Origin of the sequence: Thiocystis minor (genome assembly GCF_016653465.1) — a bacterium.
GTDB classification, from domain to species: domain Bacteria; phylum Pseudomonadota; class Gammaproteobacteria; order Chromatiales; family Chromatiaceae; genus Chromatium; species Chromatium minus.
Genome location: NZ_NHSQ01000193.1, coordinates 1 through 20,401, shown reverse-complemented (window position 1 = coordinate 20,401; position 20,401 = coordinate 1). Strand labels below are relative to the sequence as shown.

General features: G+C 64.3%; 17 protein-coding genes and 1 pseudogene. 5 read left to right on the top strand and 13 right to left on the bottom strand.

What is annotated here, in order from left to right:
• On the top strand, positions 1-245 hold a 245-nt coding region (locus CCR95_RS24360), incomplete at its 5' end, for a transposase (protein ID WP_201095519.1).
• A gap of 438 nt (positions 246-683) precedes the next feature.
• Here the strand turns inward: CCR95_RS24360 and CCR95_RS24355 are convergent.
• From CCR95_RS24355 to CCR95_RS24350, 3 genes and pseudogenes are all read right to left on the bottom strand, one after another.
• The gene (locus tag CCR95_RS24355) at positions 684-3,641 is read right to left on the bottom strand and encodes an RCC1 domain-containing protein (protein ID WP_201099251.1); all 2,958 of its coding nucleotides are present in this window, start codon (positions 3,639-3,641) and stop codon (positions 684-686) included.
• Between the two features lie 115 nt (positions 3,642-3,756).
• Positions 3,757-3,966 (bottom strand): annotated as a pseudogene (locus CCR95_RS26540) (IS982 family transposase); the annotation flags it as partial.
• Between the two features lie 198 nt (positions 3,967-4,164).
• A complete protein-coding gene (locus CCR95_RS24350; protein ID WP_201099249.1) occupies positions 4,165-5,220 on the bottom strand; it encodes a CARDB domain-containing protein in 1,056 nt (351 codons plus the stop codon).
• Positions 5,221-5,747: 527 nt separating this feature from the next.
• On the opposite strand from CCR95_RS24350, the gene CCR95_RS24345 reads away from it, so the two are divergent.
• The 3 genes from CCR95_RS24345 (at position 5,748) to CCR95_RS24335 (ending at position 9,189) form a co-directional block, all read left to right on the top strand.
• On the top strand, positions 5,748-7,655 hold the full coding sequence (locus CCR95_RS24345) for a DEAD/DEAH box helicase (protein WP_201099247.1): 1,908 nt from the start codon (positions 5,748-5,750) through the stop codon (positions 7,653-7,655).
• A gap of 220 nt (positions 7,656-7,875) precedes the next feature.
• Positions 7,876-8,760 carry an SIR2 family protein gene (locus CCR95_RS24340; protein ID WP_201099245.1) on the top strand — a complete coding sequence of 295 codons (885 nt, stop codon included), beginning with the start codon at positions 7,876-7,878 and terminating at the stop codon, positions 8,758-8,760.
• Between the two features lie 15 nt (positions 8,761-8,775).
• Entirely contained in the window at positions 8,776-9,189 is a 414-nt protein-coding gene (locus CCR95_RS24335; protein WP_201099243.1) for a bacteriohemerythrin, read from the top strand.
• Between the two features lie 20 nt (positions 9,190-9,209).
• On the opposite strand, the gene draG is transcribed toward CCR95_RS24335, so the two are convergent.
• Genes draG through nifB form a run of 8 tightly spaced genes read right to left on the bottom strand, consistent with a single transcriptional unit; the run spans position 9,210 to position 14,981 of the window.
• A complete protein-coding gene (draG, locus tag CCR95_RS24330) occupies positions 9,210-10,151 on the bottom strand; it encodes an ADP-ribosyl-[dinitrogen reductase] hydrolase (RefSeq protein WP_201099241.1) in 942 nt (313 codons plus the stop codon).
• Positions 10,126-10,710, bottom strand: coding sequence for a nitrogen fixation protein NifQ (locus CCR95_RS24325; protein ID WP_201099239.1), 585 nt, complete (start codon positions 10,708-10,710; stop codon positions 10,126-10,128). Before CCR95_RS24325 ends, draG begins: the two co-directional genes overlap by 26 nt.
• A gap of 4 nt (positions 10,711-10,714) precedes the next feature.
• Positions 10,715-11,065, bottom strand: coding sequence for a 2Fe-2S iron-sulfur cluster-binding protein (locus CCR95_RS24320; RefSeq protein WP_014778534.1), 351 nt, complete (start codon positions 11,063-11,065; stop codon positions 10,715-10,717).
• A gap of 13 nt (positions 11,066-11,078) precedes the next feature.
• Entirely contained in the window at positions 11,079-11,363 is a 285-nt protein-coding gene (locus tag CCR95_RS24315; protein WP_014778533.1) for a 2Fe-2S iron-sulfur cluster-binding protein, read from the bottom strand.
• Positions 11,364-11,407: 44 nt separating this feature from the next.
• Positions 11,408-12,706, bottom strand: coding sequence for an FprA family A-type flavoprotein (locus CCR95_RS24310; RefSeq protein ID WP_201099237.1), 1,299 nt, complete (start codon positions 12,704-12,706; stop codon positions 11,408-11,410).
• Complete coding sequence (locus CCR95_RS24305; RefSeq protein ID WP_201099235.1) at positions 12,703-13,146, bottom strand: ArsC/Spx/MgsR family protein; 444 nt, start codon at positions 13,144-13,146, stop codon at positions 12,703-12,705. The genes CCR95_RS24310 and CCR95_RS24305 overlap by 4 nt, the downstream gene beginning before the upstream one ends.
• A 2-nt stretch (positions 13,147-13,148) precedes the next feature.
• The gene (locus CCR95_RS24300; RefSeq protein WP_014778530.1) at positions 13,149-13,427 is read right to left on the bottom strand and encodes a 4Fe-4S dicluster domain-containing protein; all 279 of its coding nucleotides are present in this window, start codon (positions 13,425-13,427) and stop codon (positions 13,149-13,151) included.
• 42 nt (positions 13,428-13,469) lie between these two features.
• The gene (nifB, locus tag CCR95_RS24295) at positions 13,470-14,981 is read right to left on the bottom strand and encodes a nitrogenase cofactor biosynthesis protein NifB (RefSeq protein WP_201099233.1); all 1,512 of its coding nucleotides are present in this window, start codon (positions 14,979-14,981) and stop codon (positions 13,470-13,472) included.
• A 323-nt stretch (positions 14,982-15,304) separates the two neighbouring features.
• Between nifB and CCR95_RS24290 the strand changes: the two genes are divergently transcribed.
• Positions 15,305-16,477 (top strand): dicarboxylate/amino acid:cation symporter, encoded by a 1,173-nt coding sequence (locus CCR95_RS24290; protein ID WP_201099231.1) that lies wholly within the window; start codon positions 15,305-15,307, stop codon positions 16,475-16,477.
• Positions 16,478-16,568: 91 nt separating this feature from the next.
• On the opposite strand, the gene CCR95_RS24285 is transcribed toward CCR95_RS24290, so the two are convergent.
• Positions 16,569-17,051 carry a hypothetical protein gene (locus tag CCR95_RS24285; protein ID WP_201099229.1) on the bottom strand — a complete coding sequence of 161 codons (483 nt, stop codon included), beginning with the start codon at positions 17,049-17,051 and terminating at the stop codon, positions 16,569-16,571.
• Positions 17,052-17,125: 74 nt separating this feature from the next.
• Positions 17,126-20,236, bottom strand: a complete 3,111-nt coding sequence (locus CCR95_RS24280) for a PAS domain-containing protein (RefSeq protein WP_201099227.1) — start codon at positions 20,234-20,236, stop codon at positions 17,126-17,128.
• Positions 20,237-20,401: the final 165 nt, after the last annotated feature.

Below are 20,401 nucleotides of genomic sequence, written 5' to 3'. Positions count from 1 at the left end.
AACCGAAAGACCTGCCCGAATTCACCTGGGTCAACACCCTCCTGGGCAACCTCAAAACCAGTTTCGGCGGCGCCTATCATGCCTTCGACTTCGCCAAATATGGCGCGCGCTACCTCGCCGCCTTCGCTTACCGATTCAACCGGCGCTTTCACCTCGACACCTTGCCCAGCCGATTGCTCGTCGCCGCCATCGCCGTCGGGCCGCGCCCAGAGCGCTGGATCCGTCTGGCTGAGGAAGCTTGCTAATCAGGACCGCCTTTGACGCCTCCCTACAGTTTCAGACCGACAACAACTGGAACCCTAATGTCAGACGGATCGCTTTCCACGTCCGCCTCATCGTCCCAGGGATCGACGCGATCGTGCGGATCGGTGGCGAAGCGGATGCGCTGTCCATCTAACGGAAGGCAACGCGGGGCCCGTCCCAGACGGAGGCGCTGGGCGCATGGCTGGCTCCGGTTCCATGCCGCTGGCGACGAGCAGGCAACTGGCCACCAGACCCGTGCGCCCGATGCCGCCCCGGTAATGTTTATTCGTTCGGGGTCTTCGTCAGCGCTGTAAGGTATGCAATCGGCGTTCGATGCGCGGAGGATTTGCGATGGAAGTGGATGCCGATTGCATACCCTACTCTTGGCTGACGTGGCCGAGGCCGTCCACGGGCTCCGACCACCGGAGCGATCAAGACCCTCAGGGCACGACGCGATACGCCTTCACCGCCTGATTGTTGGCGTCCGACGCTTCTCTCGCGTCACAGTAGCTGTCCACGAAGGCGCGCAGGGTCTTGGCCCCCACCGTCCCCGCCGGCAGGCCGCTGAGCGTGACCGTCTGGCTGGCGCCTGCCGCGAGGTTGGTCAGGGTCGTGGATTTGTTCCCGACGGCGCCGCAATTCTGGACCGCGGCCTGGTTGGCCCAGACCTGGAGCGTCCCCGGCGCCCTGGCCAAGGTGCCCTGGTTCTTCACCGTGACCGCGGCGCTGAAGGTGCCGTTGGCGATCGGGGCACTCGGCGTCAGGACGAGGCTGGTGACCACAAAGTCAGGGGCTGGCGGCGCGACGGCATAGGTCTTCGTGGCTTGGTTGTTCGTTTCATTGGCCTCCGCGGTCAGGCACCCGCTGTCCACGAAGGCGCGCAGGGTCTTGGCCCCCGCCGTCCCCGCCGGCAGGCCGCTGAGCGTGACCGTCTGGCTGGCACCGGCCGCAAGGTTGGTCAGGGTCGTGGATTTGTTCCCGACGGCGCCGCACTTCTGTCCCGCGGCCTGGTTGGCCCAGACCTGGAGCGTCCCCGGCGCCCTGGCCAAGGTGCCCTGGTTCTTCACCGTGACCGCGACACTGAAGGTGCCGTTGGCGATCGGGGCGCTCGGCGTCAGGACGAGGCTGGTGACCACAAAGTCAGGGGCCGGCGGTAGGACGGTATAGGTCTTCGTGGCCTGGTTGTTGCCTTCATTGGCTTCCGCGGTTAGACACCCGCTGTCCACGAAGGCACGTAGTGTCTTAGGTCCGGCCGTCCCCGCCGGCAGGCCGCTGAGCGTGACCGTCTGGCTGGCGCCTGCCGCGAGGTTGGTGAGGGTCGTGGATTTGTTCCCGACGGCGCCGCAGTTCTGGACCGTGGCCTGGTTGGCCCAGACTTGGAGCGTCCTCGCCGCCCCGGCCAAGGTGCCCTGGTTCTTCACCGTGACCGTGGCGCTGAAGGTGCCGTTGGCGATCGGGGCGCTCGGCGTCAGGACGAGGCCGGTCACCGCGAAGTTAGGGGCGGGCGGCGCGACGGTGTAGGCCTTCGTATATTGGTTGTTGACTTCATTGGGTTCCTCGGTCCAACAGTTGCTGTCCACGAAGGCGCGCAGGGTCTTGGCCCCCGCCGTCCCCGCCGGCAGGCCGCTGAGCGTGACTGTCTGGCTGGCGCCCGCCGCGAGGCTGCTGGACAGGTTCATGAATTTGTCCCCAACGGCACCGCAGTTCTGGCCCGCGGCCTGGTTGGCCCAGACCTGGAGCGTCCCCGGCGTCCCGGCCACCGTGCTCTGGTTCTTCACGGTGACCGCAGCGCTGAAGGTGCCGTTGGCGACCGGGGCGCTCGGCGTCAGAACGAGGCTGGTCACCACGAAGTCCGGCTTGGGAACGAACCCGGAAACCTGGACCGGACTCAAGCGATAGGTGGTCGTGCCGTCGCCGAGCTGGCCGTCCCCGTTAGCCCCCCATGCCCAAAGGCTGCCATCGGTCTTGATGGCCAGGCTGTGCCAACCTCCCGCCGCCATTGCCGCAACCCCGCTCAGAACCTGGGTCGGAGTTCTGCGCGTGTCACGCGTCCCATCGCCGATCGCGCCCCAGATGTTGTTCCCCCACGCCCAAAGGCTACCGTCGGTCTTGAGGGCCAGGGTGTGAGTCGCGCCGGCCGCCACGGCCGCGACCCCAGTCAAGACCTGGACAGGGGTCTCGCGCCAGGCGTATGTACCGTCGCCGATTTGCCCAAATAGGTTTTGCCCCCACGCCCAGAGGGTGCCGTCTTCCTTGACAGCCAGGCTGTGCACCTGCCCGGCCGCCACGGCCTTGGCCCCGGACATGACCTGGTAGGGGATCCTCCGGCCCGACGTGTAGAGAGTACCGTCACCGAGCTGACCACAGTAGTTATCCCCCCAGGCCCAGACGCTTCCGTCAGTCGTCAGGGCGAGGCTGTGGTACTCCCCGGCCGATGCGGCTGCGACCCGGTCGCCCAAGGCGGAGACCCAGACCGGGTTCAGGCGACGCTCGATCGTGCCGTCGCCGAGTTGGCCATGCAGATTGTTCCCCCATGTGGAGAGGCGGCCGCCCCCGGTGGTCCCAGAGTTTATGGCCAGGGAGTGCCACCACCCGGCCGCCACGGCACTGGAAGTCAAGATCTGTGACAGGCCGGTCAAGACAGGGCCCGGACTAAAGTGAGCGACCGTTGTGCCATCGCCGAGATAACCGTCCAAGTTATTCCCCCATGCTGAGGTCTTGCGGTCGGTCTGACTAGCCAGGGCGTGCTCACGCCCCCCTGCCATCGCCGCGACCCCGGTCAGAACCTGGCCCGGAATCAGGCGATCGATGCCGTAGGTGCCGTTACCCATCTGGCCCAAATTGTTATCCCCCCAAGCCCAGAGGCTACCGTCGGTCCTGAGGGCCAGGCTGAACGTAGGTCCTGCGGCAATGCGCGCGATGGCGGCGTTGCCGGTCGCGGTGACCGCAGCCACCAAGGGCGAGACCAGTAACTCATCCAGCCCGGCAGCATCGACCCGCAGGGTGAGACCGGGCGAGCCTGGCTCCCGCTGCACCCTGTCGTAGGAACCGGCGGGCAGCGCGAACAGCAGATCCTGCGCCATCCACTCCAAGTCGTTTTGAAGGATGGCCGCTTGGTCTGTATCCTCAGGCACCGAGGAATTCTCCTCCGACTGGCGCAGGTCCACATGTACCAGCACCCACCCCTCGCGCTCGACCTGTTCACGCAGGGCATCATCGGTCGCCGTCGGCTCACTCGGCCCATACGCGGCGACCGGGGCCGTTTCGCTCACTGTAAGCGAATCCTGAGCCACGCCCTGACCAAGCGACAGGTTCATGACCATCATAAGAGAGAAACCAATGGCACCAGCAGAGTGGCACCTCGGCATAAAACAACGCCCAACAGATCGTTTAGACATGACGCTCTCCTCGCTTTACTCTCCGCAGATCCGTCATCCGCGCTTGATCAGATCCCCGTATGTTTGTATCGCTATCAGACATAATGATAGAGGACTTAAGCATTGACAGAAAATCGAAATTGTGGGCTAACACTTTCCGAGCAATCTGGCTGGTCAAGTGCCAAAGATCACATGCCCAGACTTTTTCAAGCTGGAACTGCTGGGCGAGTTGACCAATGACGGTTTCGACACGTCGACGTGTTCGCGTCAGCCGTCGCACCGCCTGCGGATCGCGAGGATCCGTCATGTTGGCCCGCAAGGGCGTTTGCAGGTCAATTCCCACGGTTGTCAGTTTTGTAGGGATAAGCGAAGCGCATCCACCGCCAGCCCGCGGATCATGGCAAGCTCGCAGGTGGATGCGGCGCGACCAACATCCGGGGATTCTCTGACGACACCGGCCACGCGCCTTATCCACCCGACAAAACTACTTGGCTAACGTGGCCGAGGCCGTCACGGGCTCCGACCACCGGAGCGATCAAGACCCTCAGGGCACGACGCGATACGCCTTCACCGCCTGATTATTGGCGTCGGAGGCTTCCAGCGTGGCACAGTAGCTATCCACAAAGGCACGCAGGGTCTTGGCGCCCGCCGCCCCTCCGGGGAGTCTCGTCACGGTCAGGGTCTTGCTGGCCCCGGCCGCGAGCGTCCCGATGCCGACATAGGCGTTGCCAGCGGCGCCACAGGGTTGGGCGGCCGGTTGCTGCGTCCAGACATCCAGCCAACCCCCGTCCGCGCTGCCCGAGCCCTGATTTTTGACCGTGATGTTCGCGCTGAAGGTGCCGTTAGCTTTGGGACTGGCTGGCGCGAGGGCGATCCGGGTCACGACAAAGTCCGCGATCGGCCGGGCGAAGACCTTATAGGCGTGCGTGCCGTGGTTGTTGGTCTCGTTGGATTCGGCAGTCCGACATTGGCTGTCGATGAAGGTGCGCAGGGTCTTGGCCCCGGCGGCGCCGGCCGGCAGGTTAAAGACATCGACGGGGGTACTGGCGCCCACGGCCAGACTGCCGGCGAGGGAAACGGAGCGATCGCCCATTGCGCCACAGGCGGGCGCGGCGCTCCGGTTCGACCAGACCTGGAGCATCCCTGGCGCGCCGGCCGCGGTGCCCTGGTTCTTGACCGTGAGCGTGGCGCTGAAGGCGCTGTTGGTGGTCGGGCTGCCCGGCGTCAGGACCAGGCTGGTGACGCGAAAGTCCGGGGCATCAGGGCCATCGTCGAACTCGTAGGCGCCGATGTCCACCCGGCCGCCCAGCACGCGCGGACCGCCGCCGAGATCGGTCGCGGGGAGGTTGGGCGTTGATGCATACCCGGCGTCGATCATGGGCGAACTCGGCAGCAGGTGCAGGTCGCCGGTGGCGTCGTTGACGAACAGCGGGTCGAGACCGTCCAGATTGCTGTCATGGAGCGTGATCGGGATGTCGATTTTGAAGCCGGCCGCCGAGCGCTCGAAGTTGTTGGCGAAGAGGGTGACGGGCGTGGAGAGATAGTCGTCGTCGCGGTCATTCTCGATCTCGAGATCCGCGCCTTGGTGGTCAGTGGCCACGTTGTCCCAGAAGAGATTGTTGTAGAGCGCGCCTGAATTCGTCGCTTCGTCATCTCCGAGGTCAAGAGACAGGCCACCGCCAGTCTGTGCCGCCTTCGATATAGATGTATGCGCCGCCGCCCGTGAGGTCGGCCATATTGCCCGAGAGGCTGTTGCGCCTAATCGTCACCGTGCCCCCTTTGCCGGTCTTCGCATCGAGATTCCTCTCCCATCGCCACACACCTTACAAGGACAAGAGGGGCTACGAACGAAGCCGGGCGACTTAGATGCCGCTGACAATGCTGAGACACACCGGCCGTTCGACGTTCGGTTCAGCACACCGGGGCGCCCGATCCGATGCCGCCTCATGGGCGAGAAGCCGTCCTGGACAAGCGGCGGGCTGGACAAGTAAAACCGCGACGCAGCACATTCGACTTGCCTCGAACACCGATCCTGTAGATAATACCCTGTTGTTTTTGCGTGCCTTACTCTGAGATGGCCCACTGGCTGTTCCCTCCGGGCGCGCACTTCCCTCTTGAGGCACCACCATGGACACCCCCGACACGAGCACCGGTTTCGGCGCACTCGGTCTCAATCCCATCATTGAACAAACCGTCCGCGATCTTGGTTACGAAACGCCAACCGCGATTCAGAGTCAGTGCATCCCGCATCTGCTCGCCGGCCGCGATCTGCTCGGCCAGGCCCAGACCGGCACCGGCAAAACCGCCGCCTTTGCGCTGCCGCTGCTCAGCCGCATCGATCCCGACCTCCAGCGCCCCCAGGTGCTGGTCTTGACGCCGACCCGCGAGCTAGCGCTCCAGGTCGCCGAGGCGTTCCAGGGTTACGCCAAAAACATCAAGGGCTTCCATGTCCTGCCCATCTATGGCGGGCAGGCGTATGGGCTTCAGCTCAGCCAACTCCGGCGCAACCCGCAGGTGATCGTCGGGACGCCGGGGCGGGTCATGGACCACATCCGCCGCGGCACGCTGTCCCTGGAAGGCATCAAGACCCTGGTGCTGGACGAGGCCGACGAGATGCTCAACATGGGCTTCGCGGAGGATATCGACTGGATCTTCGAGCAGGCCCCGAAAGAGCGTCAGGTCGCGCTCTTCTCCGCCACCATGCCGCCGGCGATCCGCCGGGTCGCCCAGGATCGTCTCACCGACCCGGTCGAGGTGCGGATCGCCTCGGCCTCCGCGACCGTCGACACCATCGACCAGCATCACTGCGTCGTCACCCGCTTCCATAAGCTCGACGTGCTCACGCGCATTCTGGAGCTGGAGCCGTTCGACGGCATGCTGATCTTCGTGCGCACCAAGAACGCCACCACCGAACTCTCCGACAAGCTCAAGGCTCACGGCTTCGCCGCCGAACCGCTGAACGGCGACATGAATCAGGAGATGCGCGAGCGCACGGTGGAGCGTCTGAAACAGGGCCAACTCGACATCCTGGTCGCCACCGACGTGGCCGCGCGCGGGCTCGATGTGGAACGCATCAGCCATGTCGTCAACTACGACATTCCCACCGACCCCTCGGCCTATGTGCATCGGATCGGACGCACCGGCCGCGCCGGTCGCGCCGGTCGCGCCATTCTGCTGGTCGAGCCGCGCGAACGCGGCCTGCTGCGGGCGATCGAGCGCACCATCCGCCGCGATGTCCCGGCCATGGATCCGCCCTCGGCCGCCGCCCTGAGCCAATCGCGGATCGACCGCTTCATCACCGAAGTGCGCACGACGATGACCGAGCAGGATCTCGACTTTTTCTACCGCCTGCTGGCGCGCATTGGCCAGGAGCAGGAGATCGAGATCATGGACATTGCCGCCGCGCTGGCCTTTCTGAATCAGCGCGAACGGCCGTTGAACGTCAAGGAAGATCTGCCACGCCCGGCCGCGCCCAAACGCGAATGGTCCGAGCGTCCTCCACGGTCGGAAGGCCGGGACGAACGTCGGCCACGCCCGGAGCGTGACGACAGCCGACCACGACCGGAGCACGCGCAGGGCCGACGGGAAGACGCGGATCTGGTCAGTTACCGCATCGAGGTCGGCCACCAGCACGGCGCGACGCCACGCGAGATTGTCGGCGCCATCGCCAACGAGGGCGGGATCGAGGGTCGCTACATCGGACGGATCAACATCCAGGACGACCACTCCATCGTCGATCTCCCTAAAAGCATGCCGCGCGAGGTAGTTAATCATCTCAAACGGGTCTTCGTCCGCGGTCAGGCGCTGCGTCTCTCGCCCGCCGACGGGGCCAGACCCACGGAAGCCTCCCGCGGGCATGCGCCCAGCCCAAAATACGGCCAGACACCAAGCCAGGCGCAGGACAAGCCGCCTCGCGCGGCCGGCGGTTTTCGTCGCCAGAACGGGGATGGAAGCGCCCCGCGTCGCGGTCCGCCGTCCAAGGATGCCGGCGGCTTTCGCGCGGATCGGGGGCCAAGCCGCAAACCGCGTGACTGAGCACGCTTGTTACCTACACGACAAGTCGAGCGCAATTGCGCGAAAACATCACGTTCAATGGCTTCGTTGCCTTGAATAAGCCATGAAGAACTGCGCCATCATTGGCGCAGTCATCTGAATCGATGGACAATTTCTTGTCTTCGCGTCAAGCCCACAATAACTTGGCGGAAATCTTGCTTGTCATTAAGTCCAGCAGATCCGCCAAGGGGTAAAAACGAAGGTGTCAGCAAGACTCGAAACGCTTGTCAATGACCTGGCTCGTGGAGCCCTGGTTCCCTATCTCGGTCCCGGCGCCCTGACGGGCGCGGTCGACCCGGTCACCGCCGAAGCCATCCCGGCCGATAGCGACAGCCTCATCCTCGCCATGAACGACGGCAAACCCATGTCGAAGCGTCTGATGTGGGAGTTTCCGCGCGCGGCCATGAATATCGAACTCAAACGCGGTCGCGCCGCCGTTCACCGCTTTCTGGACACGACCTACGGTCAGCGCGCCTGGACCCGCGCGCCTCTGCATGACTGGCTGATGACGCTCCGTCCGGCCTATGCGATCGACATCAACCGCGATACCCAACTCCAGGAATCCTATGCGGATGTCCCTCATACGCTGATCCGCGGCATCGCCCGCACCGGGGGCACGGATTATCGCTTCCGCATCCATGCCTACGACGGGGCCAGCTATCGCGAGGTGGACCAGAATGCGGTGGACCCCGGGCTGCCCGTGCTGTTCAAACCCATGGGCAGTCCGCGTCCCGATGCGACCTATATCGCCTCGGACGCCGACTATGTGGACTACCTTACCGAATTGATGGGCGGTTTCGGGATCCCTGCGTTCCTGAAAACCTCTCGCATGGATCGACGCTATCTCTTTCTCGGTCTGAGTCTGCGCCGCGACACCGAGCGCATGGTGATGTCGGATATCATCTATGGAGCGGCCTCGCCGGCCGGATGGGCGCTGATCCCCGAGCCCACGGACAAGGAGCGTCGTTATTGCGAGAAGAAGGACATTGTCATCGTCGAAGCGGATATCCCGGAATTACTCGCCGTGGCCGGCCGGAGCGACCCCATGCAAGCGTTGGTCCCTAACCATCATGAAATCGGGTGTTGAACCGCCAGAGGAACCATGGCACTGATCGAGGAATTCGAGCAGCGATTCTTGCTTGGCGTACCCGCGATGGACCGCAATCATCGCGAATTCGTCGACTTGATCAACCGCATGGCGGAGGCTGCAAACCCGGTCTTCGCCTACCTCTTCCCCGAGATGGTACGGCACACCCATGCCCATTTCGCGGCCGAGGAGGCCATGATGCGCGAAACCGACTTCAAAGGGGGCGAGGAGCATCGGAAGATGCATCTGCGGGTGCTGGGAGAGATGGACTGGTTCGGCAGGCGCATCCCAAAAGGCCATTTGACGCAGGCGCGAAGCTATGTGATCGAACAGCTTCCGAGTTGGTTCGCCGAACACACAGTCACCATGGATAGCGCGCTAGCCGCGCATCTCCGCAGCGTTGCCTCGGCAAAAACGCCAATGGTCTGACAGAGGCAAGTGGCTCGCGATCAGCCACCGGCCATGTGCGGCGATGCCCGCAGCAGCGCGATCGCCTGGGCTTTGCAGTCACGCGCCGTCTCCTTGTCCAGCACGTTCAGCCAACGCCGGGGGATGGCGTCCAGGCCATAATGCGCGCCGGCGATCATGCCGAGAATGGCGCCCGTGGTGTCGGCGTCGCCGCCGCGATTGACGACCTCCACCAGCGCGGACTCGAAGCTGTCGGTGGCGAAGAGCGCCTGAAAGACGGCGCGCAGGGTTTCGACGATATAGCCGCCGGGATTCTCCATGCGCCGACGGTCGTAGCGATAGCGCTCGTCCTCGGCCACCAGCGCTTCGGCCAGCTCCTTGAGATGGCCGCGACCGCCGCCGAGCAACCCTGCCTGCACCATGCGGATGACGGCGAGCGTGCCCGCGTCGGACAGGGCGTTGTGATGGGTGACATGGGCCTGGATCCGATTGGCCTGTTCCACGGCGTCCGGATCGGCGCCCAAGGTATAGAGCGCGATGGGCAGGCAGCGCATGCAGGCGCCATTGCCCGCGTCGTAGTCGTGCCGTGCCACTTCCGTGGCGCCGGTCTGGCGGTAGAGACTGATGCCGCGCCGCACCGTGTTGCCGATGTCGACCGGCTTGGTCCGCATCCACTCGCTGAAGGCATGCGCGATGGCGCCCGCGTTGACGCCGCCGGTCGCCAGAATGCTCCGACCGAGCGCGAGACTCATCTCGGTGTCGTCGGTGACACGCCCCTTGCGCAGTCCCAGCCAGCCGCCGCCGACGATGTCGCGGTGCTCGCCATACTGGCTGAGAATCTCGCGGGGGGTCAGAAACTCGACCGTGGCGCCCAGCGCATCGCCCACGGCCAGCCCAAGATAGGCCGCGACCGCGCGGTCGTAGAGGGCTCCCGCGGGGAGGTCCGGGGGGATGAATTCAGTCCTCGGATCCAAAACAAACATGATAGTCGACGCAGACCTCGCAGGTTGGCGCACGACAGACGCGGATTCCCACGGTCTCGCACAATTGCTTGTAGAGGAACCGCTTCCACTTCATATCTCTGGCGTTGCGCGCGGCCAGTAACGGAAAATTGCGGCGCATCAGCGCCGTCAATTCGCCTCGATTCCACAGACCCAGATCATGCCACAGGTGATCGCCCGCCATGCAGCCGGCGGCCACGGCCTGGGCCATCCAGACCTCGGAGGGCGATTCATGGGCACGATAGGTCAGCATCAGATCGATCAATTCCTCCCGCTCGTCCTGGCGCGCGGCCTTGAGCGGAACCCCGCCATCGGTCGCCGAGAGCACATCGGGCGAGACGCCGGGAAAATGATAGGTCATGAGTCCGCGAAAGGCCTGGAGATCCAACCCCAACCAGACCGGCAGCGCGCCGCCGCCGGCCGCGCGGGTCGCGATCATGCTCGCGAAGGCTGTGTCGTTGCCAGCCCCGACCGCGCGGGCCATCAGCCGCGCGAAGACATGCTCGGCTTCGCGCGCCAGCTCGTCGGCCAGGGCCAGCACGGTCTCAGTACTCCACCAGGATATCTTCGTCGCGAACGATCATCTGGCAGGCCAGACGCCATTCGCTCGGCATGTCGTCGACCGCCATGCGGTCGATATCGTCCTTGGTCAATTTGCCCAGATGCCGCAGGACGGTTTGCTCCTTGTCGGTCAGGTGATAGCCCATGCGCTGCGTCTTTTTATCGACGCTGGTGACGCGCACCAGACAGTTGCCGCATTCGCCGTCCTGACAGTCATGATGGACCGGGATCTTGTGCTCCTTGGCCAGCTTGAGCAGGGTTTCGGTGTGGCTTCCGGCCACGGCGTAAACGGTTTTATCCTTGTAATCCGGGCTTGAAAAGGTCACGAGTGCCATGTTTTGTGTCTCCTCAGGCCGGCTTGACGCGGCAGTCGCCCAGGATCTGGGCCTGGCAGGCGAGCCGGTCATGACGGCTGGCCATGTTTTCGCGCAGCACCTTTTCCTCCAGCACTGACGGCTCGGTCAGATTGTTCCAGCCTTCTTCCACATGCATCATGCAGGTGCCGCAGTCGCCCTCGCGACAGCCGTAGATGATCCCCGCGCCGATCTTTTCCGAGACCTCGATGACCCGCGTACCGGCCGGCACGTTGACGGTCTGGTCGATGTCCGTGAAGGTAATTTTGGCTTTCGCCATGGTGTCAGACTCCTGTGTTGTCGATGATTAAATACGTTGATGAGTTAACCCAAATCGGCAAAGTCGATGACCTTCCCGCGTTCTCCGCTGACGATAGCCCCCGCCAGCGCGCGCCCGAAATCGCGGCAGGCGTCGAGTTCCTCGTCGGTCGGGATGAGTTTGACGCGCACACCCGGCACCGGTACCCGCAGCTTCAGGCCGCGCAGCCGATCCTCGATCATGCGCACCGCCTCGCCGGTCCAGCCGTAGGAACCGAAGGCCGCGCCGAGCTTGCCTTTGAGATCGATCACGGCCAGCGACGAGAGCAGATCCCAGATCGGCTTGACCGCATCCCCATTGATGGTCGGGGAACCGAGCGCCAGGGCGTCGGCCGACTCGATCAGATCCACGAAGGGCTGGAGTTCCCCGCCCTCCAGGTCATAGAGCGAGACGCGCACCCCCGGCGCTTCCTCGGCGCCGGCGCAGATCGCCTCGGCCATGCGCGCGGTGTTGCCGTAAGCGCTCATGTAGAAGACGATCAGCGAGCGCTCGTCGTTGTCGATGCGTTCGCTGAAGCTGGCGCTCGACAGCTCGCGGTAACGGGTCAGCGAGCGGCGCGGACGATCGCGCAGAATGGGGCCATGGGTGGGCGCGATGATCTTGAGCGTCAGCGGCTCGATCAGCTTGATCGCGTCCATCACATAGGTCTTGAAGGGACGCATGATGTGCGCGTAGTAATAATCGAAGGCGAACCGGAAATCGCCGCAGCGATCATTGAACAGACGGCTGTCGCAATGGTGACAGCCGAAAACATCCCCCGAGAACAGCACCCCATCCTCGACCAGATAGGTGCATTGCGTATCCGGCCAGTGCAGAAACGGCGTGTGCAGAAAGCGCAGGGTACGGTCGCCCAGCGAGACCTCGTCGCCCGTGCCGACCGTCTCGTACTCGAATGGGCGCTCGTCGTCCTTGGGCTTGAGCAGCGCCTTCAGCATGGTGGTCGCGCGGGTGGAAATATAGAGTTTGGCTTGCGGGGCGCGCCGCATCAGCTCGGGTAGCGCGCCGGTATGATCCGGCTCCAGATGATTGAGCACGATGACCCGAATCTCGTCGTAACGCGCGACCGACTCCAGACGCGCGAAGAACTCCTCGGCGAACCCCGCCTTGACGGTGTCGATCACGGCGACGCCATCCCGACCGCGTACCGCATAGGCGTTGTAGGTCGTGCCGTTGGCGGTGCGCAGGATGATATCGAACGCGCGTAACGTTGGGTCCAGGACGCCGATCCAGTGCACGCCGGGCGCGATCTCCACCGCTTCGCCCGGTTGGGCCACGGTCTGCCGCTCGGATCGCGAGGCGGTCATCGGAGCGCCGCCCGAGCGCTCGGACGCTCGCAATGCGGATCCGGACCGATCTGGGAGCAGGACTGAAGATCCTGCTCCGGCGCAAGCGCCACGCCGAGCGCATCCAGCATCGGACCCGGCGCGAAACCGCAACCGCGCCCGAATTCGGTTTCGATTAGCGGACGACGGATCAGCAGTGGATCGGCAATCATCAGGGCCAGTGCCGTGGATTCGTCGAGCGTCTCCGGGCGCACCTCGCCCTGCTTGACGCGGGGCGCGGTCGGATTGAACCAGTCGCGTACCGGCATCGACCCAAAAAAGGGCCGCAGACGTTCGGCGCTCCAGGGCTCGGCCAGCAGATCGCGCACGGTCAGCGCATGCCCAAGCGACGTCAGCAGGGCTTTCTGCTTGCCGTTCGACAGACAGCCCGGCTTTTCGTAAAAGATCACGGACGAAGTCATTTTTAACGCGCCTGGATCTCGGCCATGGCCGCGGCCATGCGCTCCGGCGGAATCCCGGTCAAGGAGCCGGGCGGATTCGCGGGGACGCCCAGACCATCGAGAATGACCCCTTCGACCGGGCAGATGCTCGCGCACTGCGGCTCGGCGAAGTCGCCCTCGCACTCGGTGCATTTCTTCGCGTCGATCTGGAAATGCGGCGTGGCCGCGAAGATCGCCCCGCTCGGACAGAGCGGCTCGCACGCCCAGCAGTTCACGCAGCCTTCGATGATTTGGAATGCCATCGGATCAGTCTCCCGATAAAAAACGCTTCGTCACGACGCCGGTTAGGCAGACATGCGCTGGGGTTCCGGGATCGCTTGATCGAGACGCCCCGACTCGGCCAGCTCGCGATAGACGGCGGCGACCGCTTCCTCGATCGGCTCCAGCGCATGCTCGCCGTTCGGCGCGATGCCGGCCGCTTCCAGTTGGCCCCAGGGCTCGTAACCGATCCTGGAGCAGAGAACGACCTCGCAGCCAGCCAGCGCGCGGAGGGTCTTTTGCAACGCAGTCTCGGCATCGCCGCAGGTTGCGTCACCCGAACAGTACTGATCCACCTTGCGCACGCCGATGAAGCGCACATCCTGGCTGGACGCCTCGTAGACCAGGAACTCGCGGGCATGGCCGAAATGCTGGTCGATGACGCCGCCGCCGGTGGTCGCGACCGCCATCAGCACCGGGCGCGGCTCCGGCTTGACGGGGATTTTGCGTTGCAGCGAGGCCAGCGAGACGAAGGTTTCGCCCGTCCGCTGGCGCTGCGCCGCCCGGTTGGCCTCAATGGTCGAATGCACCTCGGCGCGGCGCACCATGGCCTCGGCATAATCGATGTCGAGATGCTCGATCTTGTCGAGCGTGAATTCGTGCCCGCGATCCTCGCCCAGCATCCCCACCGCGTCGGCGCGGCACTGACGGCAATGACGCATCATGGCCATGTCGCCGGCACAGGAATCCTGGAGGGACTGAAGCTCTTCCGTGGTCGGACCGCGCTGCCCCATGATCCCGTAGAAGGTGCCATGCTCGGCCTCGGCGATCAGCGGCATGACGTTGTGCAGGAAGGCACCCTTAGCCTTGACGACCCGGCTCACCTCTTTCAGATGTTCGTCGTTGACGCCTGGAATCAGCACCGAATTGACCTTGACCAGCACGCCGCGCGCGACCAGCATCTCCAGCCCTTTCTGCTGCTGCTCGATCAGGATCTCGGCCGCCCGGCGCCCCTTGATCCGACGGTTGTTCCAGAAGATCCAGGGATAGATCTTGGCGCCCACGTCCGGATCGACGCAGTTGATGGTGATGGTGACGTGCTCGATGTTGTGCTTGCAGAGTTCATCCACGACAGCCGGCAGAGCCAGACCGTTGGTGGAGACGCAAAGCTTGATATCCGGCGCCTTCTCGGAGAGCTGGCGGAAGGTTTCCAGGGTGCGCGCCGGATTGGCCAGCGGATCGCCGGGGCCGGCGATCCCGAGCACCGTCATCTGCGGAATCGCGGCGGCGACCGCCATCACCTTTTTGACCGCCTGATCCGGCGTCAGCACCTCGGAGACCACGCCGGGACGGGACTCGTTGGAGCAGTCGTACTTGCGGTTGCAGTAGTGACACTGGATGTTGCAGGCGGGCGCCACCGCCACATGCATCCGTGCGTAATGATGGTGCGCGTCTTCCGAAAAGCAGGGGTGATTGTTGACCTTCGCGCGGATCGCCTCGGGCAGATGAGCGAGCCGATCAGTGCTGCTGCCGCAACCGCTCGCCGCGCAGCCGCCGACCGGCGCCCCTTCGTCGTGGCTCAATACCTTCAACGCCATCACGCAGCCTCCAGAAAATCGGGGGCGCCCGGCCCCGCTGAATCAAAGAATCTGGAAGCTATTTAGCAATCACCGTGCCCATTTCGATAAATGGGCTAAGCATTTGATATAAAGACGTGATCCTGATCGGCCGTGCGCGCTTTGTGAGGATCGCGACAGACCGGAGCGCGTGCTCTTGTGGGAATCGGGACAGACTGGCAGGAAGGAGCGCGGACGAGGATACGCAAACACGCGGCATGCTTTGGGCGAGGCACGCTAAACTCGTCTCCCCCCAATCCACCCGGAAGCCGACCATGGATCTCCAGAAGACACGGAGAGCAGCAATGCGCCAACTTTACTCGGTTCCCGCCGGTCTGCTGGCCGGCATCGTTCTCGCGCTGTTGTTCCCCGCCGGCGCGCACGCTGTCGACTGGCTGGGGCAGATTTTCATTGCGCTCCTGAAGCTCCTGATTCTGCCTCTCATCCTGGTCTCGATCTTCGCTTCGCTGGCAGGAGGAGACAACCTGCGGCGAATCGGCGGACGCACACTCCTGTATTACGTCGCCACCTCCGCCGTCGCCGCGGCCAGCGGCGTCCTGATCGGTCTGATCTTCTCGCGCGGAATCCCCGTCGGCCTGCTCAATCTGGAGCCGGTCACGACGACGGCATCCGCCTTCAGCCTGGATCGGCTGATCGACAACTTCATCCCGAGCAACCTCTTTGCCTCACTCGCGCAAGGCAATGTCCTGCACATTGTTTTCGTCGCCATCATCGCGGCCATTGCCTCCCGGCGCATCGCGCCGGCTCACCGGGCAACCCTGATCGCCGGCGCCCAGGCCCTGGATGCCATGCTGATGCAGACCCTCAACGGGGTACTCGCCGTGGCCCCGATCGGCATTGCCGCGCTGGTGTATGGAAGTCTCGCGACCATGGACTGGGCGGGGGCGTTCGAGCTGCGCGCATTCGTCTGGGCGGTCGGGCTGGCGGCCGGACTCCATGCCCTGGTGCTCCTGCCGGCACTCTACTGGATGCGCACCCGGCGCTCGGCCTGGCGCCTGGTCGTGGCCTGCCGCGAGCCGCTGTTGACGGCGCTCTCGACCGCGTCCAGCTCCGCCACCTATCCCGTCTCCAAGCGCGCACTGGAGACCTTCGGGATCAGCGAACGCGTCACCAGTCTGACGCTGCCCCTGGGGGCAACGCTCAACATGCACGGTTCGGCCATCTACCAGTCCATCCTGCTGATCTTCATGTCCCAACTCGCTGGCGCTGACCTGAGTCTCTTCCAGGCCATGTTCATCGTCCTGCTCACCATGGCATCCTCCGCCGGGACCGCCGGCATCCCCGGTGGCGGCATCGCCATGATGGCCTTCATGCTCGCCCTGCTCGGCCTGCCGCCGACCTATCTGGCCCTGTATCTGATCGTCGACCGCTTTTTCGACTACCCCATCACCGCCATCAATGTCTGGGGCGATCTGGTGGTTGCCGCGATCGTGGATCGGGAGACGCGGGAGGATTGAGGCGCGCGGCCGCTCGGTGAGCACGCATCGACCGCAACCGGATCGGCGGGCAGCGGTCGGCGCGAAACCGCCGGACGCAATCCGCGGCTTCTCAGCGACCGGCCGGCGGCTCCTCGCGATCCGAGGCGCCCGAAGACCAATGCAGCCGGGGCTGGAGCGGACTGGCAAACCCGAAGTTGATCCAACGCGGCGCTTCGCTGGGTACCTTGCCGTCAGAGTGGGTCGCTCGCGCGTCTCCAGGCGCCGTCTTGGATGGCATGGGCGCCGCATGGATGGGTTCCGGATATTCCTCCGGGGTCTGGCTCGGCAAAACGACCTCCGACCATGACTGAAGGTACGCGAGGTACTCCCACAACGTCTTGGTCATCTGCGAGGCTTCATGGAATTCCAGGCACACGCCCGCTGTGCGGGCAAAGTGCGTTGTGATCGTGGCCGCATGCTTGTTCACGAAGTCTTCGAGCGCAAGCCCGCCGTCGGCGCCAAAGGGACCATCGGCGAGAATCGCTCCGATCGCCGTTTGATTCGAACTGGCGACGAGGTCACTGAACAGTCTTGCTGGATCGAAATGCAACATAACCGATAGACATCGCAGATCTGGTTAGTTGCATTGTGACGCGATCGGGCAATTTTCCAAGTCAGTACAAACACCTATGCTTCGCTGTCGCAGGACGCCGCATTCAGCAGACCCTGCAACTCGCCGAGGCCGATCGGCTTGACGAGATGACGATCGAAGCCCGCCTCCCGCGTCAACTCCTTCTGTCGATCCTGCCCCCAGCCCGAGAGCGCGACGATCATGACGCCAGCGCGGCCAGATCGCTCGGCGCGCAGGCGTCGACAGGCATCGTAGCCGTTCAGCTCGGGCATGCCGAGATCCAGCAGGATCAGCTCGGGTTGAAACTCGGCCGCGATTTCGACCGCTTCCAAACCATTCCGTGCGGTCCTCACTTCCTGTCCCATGAGATCGAGCAGCAGCGCCAGACTCTCCAGTACATCCGCGTTGTCATCCGCGATCAGCACCCGATGCCGGGGCAATGCCACCGCGGCGACGGGCGGAGTGACGCGCGCGACTGCCTCGACCGGAGCCGTGCCAACCGGCAAGCGCACGCTGAACTCGCTGCCCTGGCCAATCCCCTCGCTCTCGACGGCGATGGTTCCGCCATGCAAATCGACGAGCTGCCTGGCCAGATTCAGCCCGATGCCAAGTCCGCCATGCGCATCCTGATGCAACCGATCCGCCTGGACGAACAGATCGAACACCTGACCCAGCAGCGCTGGCGCAATGCCGATCCCGGTGTCCTTGACGCTCAGGACAACCTCGCCCCCCTCCTGCCGGACGGTCAGCAGGATGCGACCTCCCGGCTCGGTATAGACCGCTGCGTTGTGGAGCAGATTCGACAGCACCTGAGCCAGCCGGACAGGATCGCCATCGACGCGCGGAGACGGCGACGGCAGACTGAGCGTGAGTGCATGCCGGCGGGCGTCGATCAGCGGCCGACAGGACTCCACCGCCCGCGCGACGATGTCCGCCACCACGAGCGACTCCCGCTGGAGAGCGATCTTCCCGCGGCTGATCCGGGAGATATCCAGAAGATCGTCGACCAATTGCGTCAGATGATCGACCTGGCGCTCGATCACATCGCGGGACCAGACCAGCGTGGCGTCGTCCAGACCCGCGTGCCGCTGGATTTGCACCGCGTTTTTGATCGGCGCCAGGGGATTGCGCAGTTCATGGGCGAGGATGGCGATGAACTCGTCCTTGCGGCGGTCGGACTCGCGCAGCGCCTCCTCGGCCAGTTTGCTCTCGGTAATGTCCTGGGTCGTGCCGAAACCGCCCAGCAGTTCGCCGCGGTCGTCGAACTCCAGTTCCGCCTTTTGTCGCAGCCATTTGACCTGCCCGTCCACGATCACCCGATGCTCAATGTCGTAGGGCTCGCCCTGGAGACAGGTCCGCCAGCGCTGGTCCACGGCATCGCGGTCCTCGGGATGCACGGTGGACAGGAAGGTCTCGTAGCTCAATGGCACCCCAGGCGACATGCCGAAGATGCGGTGGGTTTCCGCCGACCAGGTCAGCGCATCGTGGCGCACATCCAGCCGCCAGCTCCCGATTTTGCCCACCGCCTGGGCACGTCTGAGGTCGTCCTGGCTAATATGCAGCGCGTCCTCGGTCGCCTTGCGGGCGGTGTTGTCGATGGCCATCACCAGAATGCCGGTCACCTGCCCGGTCGCGTCCGTGAGTGGAATCTTGTCCGTACAGATCCAGCGCCGTTCGCCGGAAGGCAGGCGATTGGGTTCGTCGATGCCATAACGCGGAGCCCCGGTTTCGATCACGATGAGGTCATCGCGATAATAGCGCTCGGCGTCATCCGGATAAAACTCGGCCGAATGCCTGCCCTCGATCCGCGATTTCGGCAAACCCAGCGACCGGGCGACCGCAGCGTTGACGCGCAGGATGCGATTGGCGGTGTCCTTGTACCAGATCAGTGCCGGCACCGAGTCCAGGATCAGCTCCTGCTCCTGCTGCAACTGTTGGAGCGCCGCGTCAGCCCGGATGCGTTCGGAGAGATCGCGGCAGATGGTCGAGAAGTATTCAACCTGTCCGGTGATCAGGGCTGGTTGGGCGAGGATGAGTTGCGACACCGGGATCTCGGAGCCGTCGCGTCCGAGCAGTGCCGTGTCGCCCAACCACCGGCCGTGCGCAAGCGCCGCCGGAACGCCTTCTTCCTTCACCCGCCGATAGGCCCAGTCCGGGTGATAATCTTCGATACTGACGCGCTTCAGCGGCTCCAGCGGATCGATCCCAAGGAGCGCGCGCCCGGCGGGATTGATGTAGTCGATCTGTCCCTCGGGGCTGGCGGTGGCGATCAGATCGCTGCTGGCCTCGATGATCGCCGCGAGCTTGCGATTCAAGGCCTCGGCCCGCTTCAGGTCGTCGATGTCGGTGATCGTGCCGATCGCGCGCAGCGGCGCGCCCGCCGCATCCCACTCGACCACCTTGCCGCGGCACAGGATCCAACGCTCGCCGCGAGTTCGGAACCGGAACCGGCATTCCTGTTCGCATTGACCCGATTGCCGCAGATCCCGCAAGGCGCTGATGATCGCGCACTCCCTGTCATCGGCATGCAGCAGGTCTTTCCAGCACCGGGGCAACTCCAACGCATCGGCGTCCAGCATGGCGGCGAAGGCCGCGTTGAAATGCATGGCATCGGTCTGAAGATTCCAGTCCCACAGACCGACATTGGACGCGGCGACGGCGTCGCGGAAACGTCCCTCGCTTTCCAGACGTTGGCGGACGCTGGTTTCCAGCTCGGCGGTGCATTGCAGGCGCTCCTCGCACTCCGCCAGATCCTGCTCCAGCGCATCCTGCTCGCTGATATCGGTGAGCGTGCCCGCCGTGCGGAGCGGCCGACCGGTGGCATCGCGCTCGATCGCCCGGCCCCGGCTCTGTACCCTGAGCCAGCGGCCATCGCCCCGGCGCATCCGAAAGCTCCCCTCGTACAACGGGTTGCCGGGCAGCAATGCCGCGTCCATGCGCGCCCGGACCTGGGACCAATCCTCGGGATGGACCAACGCGAACCAATCGTCGGGAACGGCTGGCGAATCCGGGTCGGCATAACCGAGCATCGTCGCGATCGGCGCGTTCACGCGCCCGCGCCCGGTCAGATGATCGTATTCCCAGAGACCAATGCCGCTGGCATCCAGAATCTGTGCATAATCAGTAGCATCCTGGACCAAAGGATTCAAGATGGAAGCGTTCGGCATCGGTGTCTCTCGATGAGTCTGTTCGGCGTGGTTCTTAACCCGAATTATTCATAAAAATGGGCGACACTCGTTTAACCAATTGATAAAATTGGTGTTCTGCAAAGAACGCTTCGGAGAAGCCAAACGAGGTCGCCCATGTCCCAGTTTACCCAAGAGCCGCTGCGC